Genomic DNA, 205 nt, shown 5'->3' on the forward strand with positions numbered 1-205 from the left:
GCTTGGCGACGTCCTACTCTCACAGGGACAAGGTCCCAACTACCATCGGCGCTAGAGAGCTTAACTTCCGTGTTCGGTATGGGAACGGGTGTGCCCTCTCTGCCATCATCACCAAACTATGAAGGCATATTCCTTCAAAACTAGATAACATTGCTACATATTATATGGTTAAGTCCTCGATCTATTAGTATTCGTCAGCTCCACA

Annotated in this window: 1 rRNA gene; it reads right to left on the reverse strand. The window is 46.8% G+C overall.

The features are described from left to right. Positions 1-116 (reverse strand): 5S ribosomal RNA (gene rrf / locus MR107_RS31305). Positions 117-205: the final 89 nt, after the last annotated feature.

This window comes from Bacillus cereus group sp. BfR-BA-01441, assembly GCF_022663075.1.
Lineage (GTDB): Bacteria > Bacillota > Bacilli > Bacillales > Bacillaceae_G > Bacillus_A > Bacillus_A cereus.